The organism is Streptomyces sp. NPDC033131, from assembly GCF_055578365.1.
In genome coordinates this window covers 68539-83339 of the sequence record NZ_JBVIPA010000037.1, presented here as the reverse complement: position 1 = coordinate 83339, position 14801 = coordinate 68539, and the positions used below count along the sequence as shown (strand labels likewise).

Below are 14801 nucleotides of genomic sequence, written 5' to 3'. Positions count from 1 at the left end.
ACATTTCAAGTCGCACAAGAGGCCGGTCCGATCCTCTGTACCTCGGAGGAATCTTGGGAACGACCCTTGTGCACCATGGGGTGTTCACTTAACCTCGCAGCAACATCGAAGCGCTTCGACTACTTCGACTAGTCGCTACGACCGCTTCAGCTCAGCCAGTTCCACTCAAGACACCGCAGCCGACGGCTCCACCGCCGGGTGTCCTGGTGCGCCATGAAGGGTTGACGCAATGACGCCGAACGCCGCTTCCGCCTCCTCCGGGCCCAGCCGGAGAAGCTTCCTCGCCTCCACTGCGGTCGCCACCGCAGCGGTGGCGGGCGGGATGCCGTTGCTTGCCGCCTGCGGCGGCTCGGACAGCGGGTCCAAGGAGGGCACGACCTCGGGCAAGGATGCGAAGAAGATCCTTCCCGCCTTCGTGGCGCAGAACGTGGTGACGCCGGACATCCCGTCGAAGAACGGCTCCTCCGTCGGGTTCACGAGCAAGCTCGTCCTGGACGATCTGAAGACCTCGGTGCCGCAGAAGCTCGGCAAGGGCAGCACCATCAAGATCATGTCGCCGTTCTGGGGATCGCCGCCGAGGGGCGACAACCCCTACTACAAGGCGATGAACGAGAAGATCGGCGTCAACGTCGTCTGGCAGAACCAGGATGGCAACACCTACGACGAGAAGCTGGGCGCGGTCCTCGCCTCCAGCGACATGCCGGACGTCGTGGTCATCCCCGGCTGGAACATGGGCGGCAAGATACCGAGCGCCATCATCAGCAAGATGGCCGACCTGGGGCCCTACCTCTCCGGCGACAAGGTCAAGGAGTTCCCGAACCTCGCCGCCATCCCGACCGACGCCTGGCAGCGCTCCATCTTCGGCGGCAAGCTGCGCGGCCTGCCGATGCCCAGCTCGTACGTCCCCAACATCGTGCCGTACTACCGCAAGGACATCTTCGACGCGAAGGGCTACGAACTCCCCACGTCGGCGGACGAGTTCCTGGCCCTGGCCAAGGAGATCACCAACGCCAAGGCGAAGGTGTGGGCCTGCGACGACATGAAGTGGACGGCCTTCAGCAGCTTCGGTGTGCTGTCCGGCAGCGAGAAGGCGCTGGGCTGGAACCTCGTCGACGGCAAGCTGATCTACCGCGTCGAGACCGACGAGTACCTCGAAGCGCTGGAGTGGGTGCGCAAGCTGTACGCGGCGGGGGTCGTCCACCCGGACGCCAAGGCGCAGAACCAGGGCGACGCCGGTCTTCGCTTCACCTCGGGCGAGGTCCTGTTCTTCAACAACGACATCTCCAGCTGGTGGGGCAAGACCGCCGAGCAGGCCACCCAGAACCCGGACTTCCGGATGGGCGGCATGGACATCTTCGGCCACGACGGTGGGGACCCCACGCTGTGGGCCGGAGCGCCCGCCAACATCTACGCCTTCGTCAACAAGAAGGCGTCGAAGACCGTGATCCACGACATCCTCGCCGCCGCGAACGTCACCGCCGCCCCGTACGGCACCGAGGAGTACATGCTCACCAACTACGGGGTCGAGGGCACGCACTACACGGTCAAGGACGGCACGCCCACCAAGAACGACAAGGGCAACCAGGAGGTCCTGAACGCCTTCGTGATGCTCGCGAGCCCCGCCTCGACGATCGCGCACCCCGACCTCCCGGAGATCGCGAAGGCACAGGTCGAATGGCAGCAGCGGATGGGTGCCTTCACCAAGAAGTCCTCCTTCTACGGTCTCCAGATCATCGAGCCGACCCGCTACACGAACCTGTCCAACGACTTCGAGCAGTTGGAGGACGACGTCGTCCGCGGCCGCAAGAAGATCAGCGACATGCAGCAGGCGGTGTCCGACTGGAAGAGCAAGGGCGGCGACAAGCTGCGGGACTGGTACCAGAAGCTGCTGGACGACAGCGGATCCGCGCAGGGGTGACGAAGTGGCACACAGCACCACTCCGGGCGCCGCCGCGCGCACCGCGCCGTCGCCGACGACCGACGACACCGCCGACCCCTCCGCCCGAGAGCGCAAATCCGCCAAGGCCGCCAAGCCCCCGGGGGTCTCCAAGGCCGAGAAGAAGGCACTGAGGAAGGCCGCGAACGGCGGCACCCTCAGGACCCGCCTCAAGCGGGACCGCACGCTGATCCTGATGACCCTGCCGGCCGTCCTGCTGGTCCTGGTCTTCAACTACATACCGATCCTGGGCAACGTCGTCGCCTTCCAGGAGTACGACCCGTATGTCAGCGACAACGGTTTCGTCGCCATCTTCCACAGCCCCTGGGTGGGTTTCGAGCAGTTCTCGCGGCTCTTCGAGGACTCGGCGTTCTGGGACGCCGTCCAGAACACCTTCGTCCTGTTCTCCCTCCAGCTGCTGCTCTTCTTCCCCGTCCCGATCCTGCTCGCGCTGCTCATCAACAGTGTGATCAGGCCCAGGGTGCGGGCGGTGTCCCAGGCGATCCTCTACCTGCCGCACTTCTTCTCCTGGGTGCTGGTCATCACCGTCTTCCAGCAGATCTTCGGCGGCGCCGGCATCATCGCGCAGACCCTGCGCCGGCACGGCTACGAGGGCTTCGACCTCATGACCGACCCGGGGATCTTCAAGTTCCTGGTAACGGCCGAGGGAGTCTGGAAGGACGCCGGCTGGGGTGTCATCGTTTTCCTCGCGGCCCTGGCCTCCGTCAGTCCCGACCTGTACGAGGCCTCGGCAATGGACGGGGCCGGACGCTGGCGCCGGATGTGGCATGTCACCCTGCCCGCGCTGCGCCCGGTGATCGCCCTGCTGCTGGTGCTGCGCGTCGGTGACGCCCTCACCGTCGGCTTCGAACAGATCCTGCTGCAACGGGACGCCGTCGGGCCGGGCGCGGCGGAAGTCCTCGACACCTATGTGTGGTGGAACGGCGTCCGCAACCAGGACTTCAGTTACGCGGCCGCGGCGGGCCTGATCAAGGGCGTGGTCAGTCTCGGGCTCGTCCTCGCCGCGAACAAGGTCGCCCATCTCATGGGCGAGCAGGGGGTGTACAAGAAGTGAGTGCCGTGACCGAAGAACGGCCGAAGGCCCCCGGTACGAAGGTACCCGGACGCTGGGCCGCCCCGCCGAGGCCCGTCTGGGACGAGGAGCCGCACAAGGCCGGGCTCGCGGGCAAGGGCATCGTCCTGGCCGGCGCCTGCATCGCCGTCCTGTTCCCCCTGTGGATCGTCGTCGTCACCAGTCTGTCCACGAAGCAGGCCATCACCGACGCCGGCGGCCTGGTGGTGATCCCCAAGGACATCACCTTCATCGCCTACCAGGAACTGCTGAGCGGCGGCCAGGTCACCCGCGCCTCCCTCGTCAGCCTGGGCGTCACGTTCGCCGGCACACTGTTCTCGATGACGGTGTCCATCCTCTCGGCGTACGGGCTCTCCCGTATCGGGTCCGTCGGCCACCGATGGTTCCTGATGATCCTGCTCGCGACGATGTTCTTCGGGGCCGGCCTCATTCCCACGTATCTGCTGGTGCAGTCCCTGGGGTTGACCGACACGTATCTCGCGCTGATCCTTCCGAGCGCGATCAGCGTCTTCAACATCCTGGTGCTGCGGGCGTTCTTCATGGGCATCTCGCCGGAGCTCACCGACAGCGCGCGGATCGACGGGGCAGGGGACTGGCGGATCCTGTGGCAGATCGTGATGCCGCTCTCCCGCGCGGTCATCGCGGTGATCACGCTGTTCTACGCCGTCGGCTACTGGAGCGCCTGGTTCAACGCGTCGATCTACCTGAGCGACCAGGACATGATGCCTTTGCAGAACGTCATGATCCAGCTCGTCCAGAAGCAGGAGCCTCCGGTCGGCATGGGCCAGGCCATCAAGACGGGCCAGTTGTCCGCGCTCGGCGTCCAGATGGCGGTCATGGTGCTGGCGCTGCTGCCCGTCGCCGTGATCTCGCCCTTCGTGCAGCGGCACTTCAAGAAGGGCATGCTGACCGGCGCGGTGAAAGGCTGACGTCCGAGCGGTGGGCGTGAGTGGGGGGTTCTGTGGTCTTCCGGCTGCGGGTCCGTCGTGGCTGGTCGCGCCCACGCGGCGGAGCCGCAGAATGTCACCGCCCCGCGCCCCCAGGCAGGTATCCCACTCCCCTTTCGTAGATCGAGGTAAGTGTCATGCACGCGTCCAGCCTGAGCAGACGTGCCGTTCTCGCCGGAACCGCGGCCGCCGCCGCGCTCACCGCGATTCCCGTAGGCCAGGGGCGTGCGTACGGCGCCGAGGCCCAAGTGACCCCCGCCTACCGCTGGCGCAACGCCGTCCAAGGCGGCACCGGCTTCGTCACCGGCATCCTCTTCCACCCCTCCGTCCGCGGCCTCGCCTACGCCCGTACCGACATAGGCGGCGCCTACCGGTGGGACGACCGCACCGCGAGCTGGGTCCCGCTGACCGACCACCTCGGCTGGGACGACTGGAACCTGCTCGGCGTCGAGGCCATGGCCGTCGACCCCGCCCACCCGAACCGCCTCTACCTCTCCCTCGGCACCTACGCCCAGTCCTGGGCCGGCAACGGTGCCGTCCTGCGGTCCGAGGACCGCGGTGCCACCTGGGCCCGTACCGACCTCGAGGTGAAGCTCGGCGCCAACGAGGACGGGCGCGGCGCCGGCGAGCGGCTGGTCGTCGATCCGCGCGACAGTGACGTCCTGTGGCTGGGCACCCGGCACGACGGGCTGCTCAAGTCCACCGACCGGGGCGCCACTTGGAAAGCGGTGAGCTTCCCCGCCACCCCCAGCGGCACCGGCCAGGGCGTCACCCTCCTCGTCGCCGCCGGGCGCACGCTCTACGCCGGCTGGGGTGACGGCGACGGCACCACCGCCAACCTGTTCCGCACCACCGACGGCACCACCTGGAAAGCCGTCCCCGGTCAGCCGTCCGGCGCCGCCGCCAAGGTGCCGATCCGCGCCGCCTACGACCGGGGCACCAGCCACCTCTACCTGACGTACGCCAACGCGCCCGGCCCCAACGGCCAGTCCGACGGCAGCGTGCACAAGCTGTGCACCCTCAACGGCAAGTGGACCGAGGTCACGCCCGTCAAGCCGGGCGGCACCACCGCCGACGGCTCGGCCGACACCTTCGGCTACGGCGGTGTCGCCGTCGACGCCCGCCGGCCCGGCACGCTCGTCGTCTCCACCAACAACCGGTGGGCGGCGGTCGACACGGTGTTCCGCAGCACCGACGGCGGACGCACCTGGACGTCCCTGAAGGACACGGCCGTCCTCGACGTCTCCGAGACGCCCTACCTCAAGTGGGGAGCGGACAAGCCGAAGTTCGGCTGGTGGATCCAGGCCCTCGCCCTCGACCCGTACGACTCCCGGCACGTCCTCTACGGCACCGGCGCGACCATCTACGGCACCCGGGACCTGAAGAACTGGGCCCCGCGGATCCGCGGCCTGGAGGAGGCGTCCGCCCGCCAGCTGATCTCGCCCCCGACCGGAACGGCACACCTGATCAGCGGCAACGGGGACATCGGCGTGATGTACCACGAGTCGCTCACGGCGTCCCCCTCGCGCGGCATGGCGTCGAACCCGATCTTCGGGTCGGCGACGGGACTCGCGCAGGCCGCGGCCAGACCGGCGTACGTGGTCCGCGCGGGCTGGGGCGACAACGGCAACGGCGCCCACTCGAACGACGGCGGGCAGACCTGGGCACCCTTCAAGGCCCAGCCCGCGATCGCCAAGGACGCACCGGGACCGATCGCCACCAACGCCGACGCCAGCGTGCTGCTGTGGTCCTTCGTGCACTGGGACGGCACGAAGTACCCGGCCCACCGCTCGGCGGACAACGGTGCCACCTGGACCGAGATCCCCTCCTTCCCGAAGGGCGCCACGCCGGTCGCCGACCCGGCCGACCCGGCGCGCTTCTACGCGTACGACACCGACACGGGAACGCTGTTCGCCAGCACTGACGGTGGCCTGTCGTTCACGGCGCGTGCGACCGGACTCCCCTCCGGCGACACTCAGTTCGAGCTGGTCGCCGCCCCCGGCAGGTCGGGCGACCTGTGGCTCTCCACCAAGACCAACGGCCTCCACCGGTCCACCGACGGCGGGGTCACCTTCGCCAAGTCCGACAGCTGCTGGGCCTCGCACGCCCTCGGCTTCGGCAAGGCCGCCGAGGGTGCCGACTTCCCGGCGGTCTACCTGGTCGGGTCGACCGAGGCCATCACCGCCGTCTACCGCTCCGACGACGAGGCCAGGACCTGGGTGCGGATCAACGACGACCAGCACCAGTGGGGCTGGATCGGCGAGGCGATCACCGGTGACCCGCGCGTGTACGGCCGTGTCTACCTCGCCACCAACGGGCGCGGTGTCCAGTACGGGGAGCCCGTCTGATGCCAGGGCTCGCCGACGCCACCCGCGGCCGCATCCTCTACGGCGGCGACTACAACCCCGAGCAGTGGCCCGAGGAGACCTGGCTCGACGACGTCCGCCTGATGAAGGACGCCGGCGTCAACTCCGTCACCCTCGGCGTCTTCTCCTGGGCGAAGCTCGAACCCCGCCCGGGGGAGCGGGACTTCGGCTGGCTGGACCGGCTGATGGACCTCATGCACGACAACGGCATCGGGGTCGTCCTGGCCACGCCCACCGCGTCGCCCCCGCCCTGGATGGGGCACCTCCACCCCGAGACCCTGCCCGTCGACCAGGACGGCCGTACCGAGTGGTGGGGCGGCCGCCAGCACTTCTCGCACTCCAGTGCCGTCTACCGCCGGTACGCCGCCGCCGTCACCGAGGACCTGGCCGCCCGCTACGGCGGCCACCCGGCCCTCACCATGTGGCACATCAACAACGAGTACTGCACCTACGACTGGAGCGACGAGGCCGCCGCCCGCTTCCGCGACTGGCTCCGACAGCGGTACGACACGCTCGACGCCCTCAACGAGGCCTGGGGCACCGCCTTCTGGAGCCAGGGCTACGGCGACTGGGCGGAGATCCACACGCCCCGGCACGCCCACTACCTGAAGAACCCCACCCAGGTGCTGGACTTCAAGCGGTTCACGTCCGACATGCTTCTGGAGTGCTACGCCGTCGAGCGCGACATCGTCCGCCGGGCCACCCCGCACCTCCCCGTCACCACCAACTTCATGCCGCTGTGGGTGGGCCAGGACGCCTGGCGCTGGGCCGAGGAGGAGGACGTCGTCTCGGTCGACCTCTACCCCGACCCGCGCGACCCGTTCGGCGCCCAGAACGGCGCCCTCGTCCAGGACATGACCCGCTCCCAGGCGCGCGGCCCCTGGATGCTGATGGAGCAGGCGGCGGGACCGGTCAACTGGCGGGGCGTCAACCACCCCAAGCCGCGCGGCCTCAACCGCCTCTGGTCCCTCCAGGCCGTCGCCCGAGGAGCCGACGCCGTCTGCTACTTCCAGTGGCGGCAGTCCCGGCAGGGCTCGGAGAAGTTCCACTCCGGGATGGTCAGTCACGCGGGGGAGGAGGGCCGTACCTACCAGGAGGTCAAGCAGCTCGGCGCGGACCTCGCGAAGATCGGCGCAGAGGTGACGAGCAGTCACTCGCCCCACCACATTGCCGTCCTGCACGACTGGCACGCCTGGTGGGCCGGCGCCCAGGACGGCCGCCTGTCCACGCGAGTCGACCACCCCGACGTCCTGCGAGCCTGGCACCGAGCCCTCTGGGAAGCCCACCTCACGACCGACTTCGCCCACCCCGAGCACGACCTGAGCGCCTACCGGCTCGTCGTCGTCCCCCAGCTGTACGCCCTCACCGACGCGGCGATCGAGAACCTGCTCGGGTACGTCCGCGGCGGCGGCACCCTCGTCTCCGGCTTCCTCACCGGCGTCGCCGACGAGGACGACCGGGTCCGGGCCGGAGGCATGGACGCCCGCCTGCGCGACCTGTTCGGCATCCGCACCCTGCACGAGTGGTGGCCCCTGGACGCGGGCGAGAGCGTCGAGTGCGACGGCTTCCGCGGCACCCTGTGGTCGGAGGAGATCGAGCAGACCGAGGACGGCGAGGTCGAGGCCGCGTACAAGGGCGGGGAGCTCGACGGGCTGCCGGCCGTGCTCCGCAAGGGACGCGCCTGGTATCTCTCGACGCTCCCCGAGCCGGACGCGATGCGCGACCTGCTCGCCCGGCTCGCCGCCGACGCGGGCGCCCGCCCCGTGCTCGACGCGCTGCCCGCCCAGGTCGAGGCGGTCCGCCGCGGTGATCTGCTCTTCCTCCTCAACCACGGCCGCGAGTCCGTGACGGTCGAGGTGCCGGGCACCCACCGGGACCTTCTGACGGACGCGGACGTCATGGACGAGCTCACCCTCGGCCGCTACGGAGTGGCGGTGCTGAGGCCATGAGTACCGGACCCGTCCACGGCACCTGGGAGCCGCGGCCCGCCGCCCGCTGGGAGGACGCCTTCCTGAGCGGCAACGGCCGGCACGGCGCCATGGTGTTCGGCGACCCGAACGACGAGCGGGTCATCGTCACGCATCACACCCTCGTCCGCCCGAACGGCGCCGAGCACGCCCGCCCGCCGGAGCTCGCCGCCGAACTCCCCGCGCTCCAGGACCGGTTGCTCGCCGGAGAGCGGAGCGCCGCCGAGACGTTCACGGACGGCCGCGCCCTCCAGTGGGTCCAGCCGTTCCACCCGGCCTTCCAGATACGGCTGCGCAGGACGACCGAGGACGAACCGCGCGCGTACCGCCGCTGCGTCGACTTCACGACCGGCGTCGCCACCGCCGAGTGCGCCGACTGGAGCAGCAGGGTCTTCGTCTCGCGCGCCGACGACGTCATCGTCCAGCAGGTCACCGCCACCGACCTGGAGATCTCCCTCGACCACCGGCTCCCGGGCGCACCCGACGACCTCGCCGTCGGCCACGGCGCCGTCCTCACCCCCGAGGGCGCCCTGCTCACCCTGCGCGCCCGCTACCCCGGCAGCGTTCGCGCGTACACCGGCGTGACGCTCGTCGCGGTCACCGGCGGCCGTACGACGCTCACCCCTCCCGGTCTGCGGATCACCGGCGCCGAGTCCGTGCTCCTGCTCACCCGCGTCCTACGGCACACGGACGCGCCCGACACGCCCGATCCGGACGCCCTGGCCCACGCCCGCGCCGTCGGCGACCTGATCCCGGACGACGGCGACCCGTACGCCCGCCTCCTGGACCGCCACACCGAGCGGCACCGCACGGCCTACGAGCGCGTCACCCTCGATCTCGGCGCGGACCCAGCCGAACGCGCCCTGACCGGCGCGGAGTTGCTCACCCGCCCCGACAGCCCCGCCCTCCTGGAACGCCTCTTCGCCGCCGGCCGCTACCACCTGCTCTCCGCCAGCGGACTGCTCCCGCCCCGCCTCGTCGGCCTGTGGACCGGCGACTGGGACACGGCGTGGGCGGGCGCGTTCACCAACGACGCCAACCTCAACCTCCAGACCTCGTCCGCCGCGGCCGCGGCTCTGCCCGAAGTCACGGAAGCCCACGCCGCCCTGATCCACCGACAGCTCGACGACTGGGCCGACAACGCCCGCGCGATCTTCGGTGCCCGCGGTGTGGTCGCCCCGCCCCACAGCGACGGCGAGACCGGGCTGACCTACCACTTCAGCCGCGAATTCCCGCTCCACCTGTGGACCGCCGGCGCCGACTGGCTGCTCAAGCCGCTCGTCGACCACGACGAGACCCGCGGCGAACGCGACCCGCGCACCGCCCATGCCCTCGCCCAAGTAGCCACGTTCTACGCGGACTTCCTCACGCGGACGGACGCCGACGGCCACCTGGTCGTCGTCCCCTCCTACTCGCCGGAGAACCGCCCGGCGAACGCGAGCTGGGGCGCGATCAACGCGGCCATGGACCTCTCGGCCGCCCGTCACGCCCTGCACACCGCCGCCGACTACCACCCGGAACGGGCGGACGGCTGGCGTGCCCTCGCCGACCGGCTCCCGCCCCACCGGATCAACGCCGACGGCGCGCTCGCCGAGTGGGCCTGGCCCGGCCTCGACGACACCTACGAACACCGCCACCTCAGCCATCTCTACGGCGTCTGGCCGCTCGACCAGATCAACCCCTACGACACCCCGGACCTCGCGGCAGCCGCGTACCGGGCCCTCGAACTGCGCGGCGCCGAGAACGACTCCGCGCACGGCCACCTGCACCACGCCCTGATCGCCACCCGCCTGCGCGACGGCGAACGGGTCGCGCACGCCCTCGGCCAGGTCCTCGAGGGGGACTTCTTCCACGCCTCGCTGATGAGCGCGCACTACCCGAACCGTGACGTCTACAACGCGGACGCCGCGCTCACCCTGCCCGCCGTGCTCGTCGAGATGCTCGTGCAGTCGACCCCGGACCGGCTGGTCCTGCTGCCCGCGCTGCCGCCGGCGTACCCGAAGGGCGAACTGCGCGGCATCCGCACGCGGTTCGGGGCCGAGATCGACCTCACCTGGAACCAGCGCGAAGCGACCGCGGTGATCCGCCCCACCCGGACCCACCGCGTCGAACTCCGGACTTCCTCCGGCCCCGAACCGCTCCACCTCGTCGCCGGAGAAGACCACGTCCTCACTCTCGGGGCGTGGTAACCCCCCAAAAAATCCCCCGCATTTCCCCCCACCCATGGAAGGGACACCATGGCATCACGCACCCTCGGCAGGATCAGCAAGGTCCTGCTGGCCCCCGCCCTCGCGCTCGGCGTCACCGTCGGCGTCGCCTCCGCCCCCGCCTCCGCCGCCGTCTGGAGCACCTGCGACCAGTACGGCAACACGAACCTGAACGGCTACACGCTCTACAACAACATCTGGGGCGGCACCCCGTCCGCGCCGGCCGGAAGCCAGTGCACCTGGGCCAACTCCGGCACCAACTGGGGTACCTGGGCCGACCACCCCAACACCGGCGGCATCAAGTCCTACCCCAACGCCAAGAAGGTGATCAACAAGTCGATCACCTCGCTGGGTTCGCTCTCCAGCAGCTACAACGTCAGCGTCCCGTCGTCCGGCGCGTACAACACGTCGTACGACATCTGGGACACGGACTACGACTACGAGATCATGCTCTGGGTCAACAAGACCGGAGCCGTCGGCCCCCTCGGCACCTCGCAGGGCAATGTGACGCTCGGCGGCCACACCTGGACCGTCTACAAGGGCAACAACGGCGCCAACGAGGTCTTCTCGTTCATCCGCACCTCCAACTCCAGCTCCGGCACCGTCAACATCCTGCCGATCCTGAAGTGGATCAAGGACGCCAAGGGCTGGATGGGCAACGAGACCATCGGTGACGTCCAGTTCGGCTTCGAGATCACCTCGTCGGCCGGCGGTCTGGACTTCACCACCAACAACCTGACGGTCGGCAGCAGCTGACCCCCGCCTCCCCGCAGGACAGTGCGGCCGGTCCTCCCCCACGGGACCGGCCGCACTTCCGCGTCCCGCGCGCCTACTCCGCCACGGGCAGCCGTGCCCCGTCCCTCAGGAACAGCGGGATGCGGTCCAGGGGGGCGTCGACCGTCACGGCCGTACCGCCCTCGTACGTCTCACCGGTCCACGCGTCCGTCCAGGTCGCGCCCGCCGGGAGATACGTCGTGCGGGCCGTGGCACCCGCGGTGAGCACCGGGGCGACCAGCAGGTCCCCGCCGAAGAGATAGGCGTCGTCGACCGACCAGGCCGCCTGGTCCTCGGGGAACTCCAGGAACAGCGGGCGCATCACCGGCAGGCCCTCCTCGTGGGCCTCGCGCATGACCTTCAGGACGTACGGCTTGAGGCGCTCGCGCAGCCGCAGATACCGCTCCATGATCGTCCCGGCCTCCTCGCCGTACGACCACACCTCGTTGGGACCGCCGGTCATCTCCGGGCCCAGCGGCATGCCGGGGTCGCGGAAGCCATGCAGGCGCATCAGCGGGGACAGCGCCCCGAACTGGAACCAGCGGATCATCACCTCGCGGTACGCCGGGTCGTCCGGGTCGCCGCCGTGGAAGCCGCCGATGTCGGTGTTCCACCACGGGATGCCCGACAGGGCGGTGTTGAGACCGGCCGCGATCTGGCTGCGCAGGGTCGGGAAGTCGGTGCCGATGTCGCCGGACCACAGGGCGGCGCCGTAGCGCTGGCTGCCCGCCCACGCCGAGCGGTTGAGGGAGATGATCTCGTCCTCGCCGGTCGCCAGCAGGCCCTCGTAGAAGGTGCGGGCGTTCTCGGCCGGGTACATGTTGCCGACCTCCAGGCCCGGGCCCGCCCAGTAGCGCAGGTTCTCCGAGAAGCCCGGCTTCAGCTCCGGCTCGCAGGCGTCCAGCCAGAAGGCCGTGATGCCGTACGGCTCCAGGTAGTTGTGCTTCACCCGCGACCACAGGAAGTCGCGGGCCTCGGGGTTGGTGGCGTCGTAGAAGGCGACCTGGACGGTGGAGGCGACCTCCTTGTCCGGCCAGTCGGCGTGCGCCATCGGGCCGTACTGGGTGCCGATGAAGTAGCCGCGCTGCTCCATGAGCTGGTGGTTCTCGCTCAGCGGGGACACCGACGGCCACACGCTCACCACCAGCTTGACGCCGAGCTCCTCCAGCTCGCGCACCATCGCCGCCGGGTCGGGCCACTCCGACAGGTCGAACTTCCAGTCGCCCAGGTGCGTCCAGTGGAAGAAGTCGCAGACGATCACGTCGAGCGGCAGTCCGCGCCGCTTGTACTCCCGGGCCACACCGAGGAGTTCGTCCTGCGTGCGGTAGCGCAGCTTGCACTGCCAGAAGCCCGCCGCCCACTCGGGGAGCATCGGGGTGCGGCCGGTGACCGCGCTGTAGTGCCGCTGGGCGTCGGCCGGGGCGCCCGCGGTGATCCAGTAGTCGAGCTGGCGGGCCGAGTCCGCCACCCAGCGGGTGCCGTTGCCGGCCAGCTCGACGCGGCCGATCGCCGGGTTGTTCCACAGCAGCGTGTAGCCGCGGCTGGAGGTGAGCACCGGGATGCCGACCTCGGCGTTGCGCTGGACCAGGTCCACGACCAGGCCCTTCTGGTCCAGCCGGCCGTGCTGGTGCTGGCCCAGGCCGTACAGCTTCTCGTCGTCGTAGGCGGCGAAGCGCTGCTCGAGGCGGTGGTGGCCGTTGCCGACGGCGGTGTAGAGACGCGAGCCCGGCCACCAGAAGTGCGCGCGGTCCTCTGCCAGCACCTCGGAGCCGTCCGCGGTGCGCAGGAAGCGGATCAGGCCCTCGGCGCTGACCTCCACCGTCAGCGAGCCGACGGTCAGCAGACCCTGCCCGTCCTCGATCTTGACGGTGGACTCGGTGGCGGGCGGCTCGTCGAGCAGCGCGCCCGGCAGCCCGTCGAGGACCGGACCGCCGAGCCGGGCGCGGACCCGGACCGCGTCCGGACCCCACGGCTCGATGCGCACGGTCTCCTGGCGGCCGCTCCACTCCAGCGCGCCGTCCCGCTCGCGGAACGAGCCGACGGTGGGAGACGACTGCGCGAGGCTGACCTTGGGCTGGCCCCCGGCCTGGGGCTGGGTTTCGGCAGGCTGATTCACGTGGAGTGCTCCTTGAAGGAGTGCGGGCATGGCGGTGCCCCGGCAGGGCGTGGCGGGGGCGGGTTCGGCGTCAGGATCCGGACAGGGCCGGGGCGGGCCCCGTGCTCGTCCGTACCGTCAGCTCGGGGGCGATCAGCACGACTTCGTCGGCTCCGTGGCCGTCGAGCTTGGCGACCAGCCGCTCCACGGCGTGCCGGCCCATGTCCTGCGCGGGGATGGCGACCGACGTCAGCCGCACCGAGGCCTGGACGGCGACCTGGTCCGGGCAGATCGCGACCACCGACACGTCCTCGGGGACGGCCCGCCCCTGCTGGCGCAGCAGGGCGAGCAGCGGCTCGACGGCCGACTCGTTCTGCACGACGAACCCGGTGGTGCCCGGCCGCTCGTCGAGGACCCGGGCGAGGGTCACGGCCATCGCGTCGTACCCGCCCCCGCAGGGCCGGTGCAGCAGTCGTACGCCCAGCTCCTGGGCGCGGGACCGCAGTCCGTCGAGAGTGCGCTCGGCGAAGCCGGTGTGCCGTTCGTAGACGGCCGGGGCCTCGCCGATGACGGCGATGTCGCGGTGGCCCAGCTTCGCCAGGTGCTCGACGCACAGCGCGCCCGTCGCCCTGAAGTCGAGGTCGACACAGGTCAGTCCGGAGGTGTCGGCGGGCAGCCCGATCAGCACGGACGGCTGGTCGGTGCCACGCAGCAGCGGCAGCCGCTCGTCGTCGAGTTCCACGTCCATCAGGATCATCGCGTCGGCCAGCCCGCTGCCGGTGACGCGGCGCACGGCGTCGGGGCCCTCCTCGCCGGTGAGCAGCAGCACGTCGTAACCGTACGTGCGGGCCGTGGTGGCCACCGCGATGGCGATCTCCATCATCACCGGCACGTAGATGTCGGTGCGCAGCGGGATCATCAGCGCGATGATGTTCGACTTGCTGCTGGCCAGGGCGCGGGCGCCCGCGTTCGGGTGGTAGCCGAGCTCGCGGATGCTCTGCTCCACCCGCTGCCGGGTGGCTCCGGAGATGGACCGCTTGCCGCTGAGGACATAGCTCACCGTGCTCGCCGAGACTCCGGCGTGCTGGGCGACCTCGGCGAGGGTGACCATCCAGCTCTCCAAGCTTTGTGAAGCGCTTCGACAGTGCGCGTTGCGAATAAGGGCGGGTGAGGGTGGTTCGACAGTAGCTCCACCGGGGGTGGGTGTCCATAGGTTGTCGAAGCGCTTCGACTGCGACTTGCGGACGAGGGGCCGTAGGGGTGCCGGTCCCTGACCGACCCGCTGCCGCCCGGCCGTCCGGAGGTGGAGGTTCCTGCCTACCACGACCGGGGGTGGCGGGCCATGGAACGGGGAGGACCGTGATGCGAGGCCGGGCAACGCCTCCTGCCCCCGACGGCACCCCTTGGCCGGCCGGC

Annotated in this window: 9 protein-coding genes; 7 read left to right on the top strand and 2 right to left on the bottom strand. The window is 70.3% G+C overall.

Annotated features, from left to right (window positions below; translation table 11 throughout):
- The first annotated feature begins 229 nt into the window (after window positions 1-229).
- From ACZ5XS_RS35120 to ACZ5XS_RS35090, 7 genes are all read left to right on the top strand, one after another.
- A complete protein-coding gene (locus ACZ5XS_RS35120; protein WP_468658247.1) occupies window positions 230-1918 on the top strand; it encodes an extracellular solute-binding protein in 1689 nt (562 codons plus the stop codon).
- Between the two features lie 4 nt (window positions 1919-1922).
- On the top strand, window positions 1923-3011 hold the full coding sequence (locus ACZ5XS_RS35115) for an ABC transporter permease (RefSeq protein ID WP_468658245.1): 1089 nt from the start codon (window positions 1923-1925) through the stop codon (window positions 3009-3011).
- Window positions 3008-3958 carry a carbohydrate ABC transporter permease gene (locus ACZ5XS_RS35110; protein WP_468658243.1) on the top strand — a complete coding sequence of 317 codons (951 nt, stop codon included), beginning with the start codon at window positions 3008-3010 and terminating at the stop codon, window positions 3956-3958. The genes ACZ5XS_RS35115 and ACZ5XS_RS35110 overlap by 4 nt, the downstream gene beginning before the upstream one ends.
- A gap of 155 nt (window positions 3959-4113) precedes the next feature.
- Window positions 4114-6324, top strand: coding sequence for a 1,4-beta-glucanase (locus ACZ5XS_RS35105; RefSeq protein ID WP_468658241.1), 2211 nt, complete (start codon window positions 4114-4116; stop codon window positions 6322-6324).
- Window positions 6324-8291: a beta-galactosidase gene (locus ACZ5XS_RS35100; RefSeq protein WP_468658239.1), complete on the top strand. Its 1968-nt coding sequence runs from the start codon at window positions 6324-6326 to the stop codon at window positions 8289-8291. Before ACZ5XS_RS35105 ends, ACZ5XS_RS35100 begins: the two co-directional genes overlap by 1 nt.
- Window positions 8288-10498 (top strand): glycosyl hydrolase family 95 catalytic domain-containing protein, encoded by a 2211-nt coding sequence (locus ACZ5XS_RS35095; protein WP_468658237.1) that lies wholly within the window; start codon window positions 8288-8290, stop codon window positions 10496-10498. Before ACZ5XS_RS35100 ends, ACZ5XS_RS35095 begins: the two co-directional genes overlap by 4 nt.
- 48 nt (window positions 10499-10546) lie before the next feature.
- A complete protein-coding gene (locus tag ACZ5XS_RS35090; protein WP_468658235.1) occupies window positions 10547-11272 on the top strand; it encodes a glycoside hydrolase family 12 protein in 726 nt (241 codons plus the stop codon).
- A gap of 73 nt (window positions 11273-11345) precedes the next feature.
- Here ACZ5XS_RS35090 and ACZ5XS_RS35085 read toward each other — a convergent pair whose 3' ends face one another.
- Both ACZ5XS_RS35085 and ACZ5XS_RS35080 read right to left on the bottom strand, forming a co-directional pair.
- Window positions 11346-13406: a glycoside hydrolase family 31 protein gene (locus tag ACZ5XS_RS35085; RefSeq protein WP_468658233.1), complete on the bottom strand. Its 2061-nt coding sequence runs from the start codon at window positions 13404-13406 to the stop codon at window positions 11346-11348.
- A 70-nt stretch (window positions 13407-13476) separates the two neighbouring features.
- A complete protein-coding gene (locus ACZ5XS_RS35080) occupies window positions 13477-14496 on the bottom strand; it encodes a LacI family DNA-binding transcriptional regulator (protein WP_468658231.1) in 1020 nt (339 codons plus the stop codon).
- Window positions 14497-14801 lie beyond the last annotated feature (305 nt).